Origin of the sequence: Paenibacillus sp. y28 (assembly GCF_037137075.1) — a bacterium.
Lineage (GTDB): Bacteria > Bacillota > Bacilli > Paenibacillales > NBRC-103111 > JBBBNV01.
On the sequence record NZ_JBBBNV010000108.1, the window covers coordinates 1 to 835 of the forward strand.

The following is an 835-nucleotide window of genomic DNA, read 5'->3' on the forward strand; positions in this document are numbered from 1 at the left end:
TATTGACGCAATTCCGGAATTATGGTAATTTGAACTCATATCTGTGCGGAAGAACCGCCTATGAACTCGCAATAGCTGCGATCATAGGCGGTTTTTTGTGTTTTTCGATGAGGTCTGCGATCAGGTATTGCCTGCTCGTATAGGCGATCGAACCGGGGATAAGAAGCGTAGAATGTGGATCGACAACGGGAGATCGCAGCGTGAGGCAGCGATTCGGGAATGTAATTCTGCTGGAGCCTCCTTCGGAGGGGGGCTCACGCCAGTGCTACCATGCAGCCTCCGGCAAGGCCAGGAAAATGAGAAATGTCATTCCTTGTACGTTTTTTGTAATGGCTTTTGGCAAAGGGTTGTGGAAAATTGTGGACGTTCTGTAGCCTGTATGTAATACTACGAGAAAAATGGGTTCTATGACAAAGGGGAAACGAACAATGAAAAAAGTACTCACTCTTGCAGCAGCAATTCTCACTGGAGCAGCTATCACGGCAACGGCGGCCACTCCGTCGAAGCCTCCAGGCTTTCAGGATATGACGGATCACTGGGCTTTTACCTCCGTGCAGCAGGCCGTGGTCAAGGGCTATGTAGATGGTTATGAGGACGGAAGCTTCCGTCCGGATGAGCAGGTTACGCGCGCTGAATTTATTAAGATGACCGTGACAGCATTAAATGAGTCTGTAGGCGGCGCGGACGGCGGCAGCTGGTATTCGCCTTATTTGCAGACGGCAATCAATGCCAGCATTTTAACCTGGGGCGATTTTGATTATGGGGACTGGAACACGCCGATTACCCGGGAGCAGATGGCAAAAATTGCGGTTCGGGCAATTGGCCAAAAAGCGGA

Annotated in this window: 1 protein-coding gene; it reads left to right on the forward strand. The window is 50.4% G+C overall.

What is annotated here, in order from left to right; translation table 11 throughout:
- Positions 1–428 precede the first annotated feature (428 nt).
- Positions 429–835 (forward strand): S-layer homology domain-containing protein (locus WBG83_RS22505; RefSeq protein ID WP_336747630.1); only part of this gene is annotated, 407 nt, incomplete at its 3' end.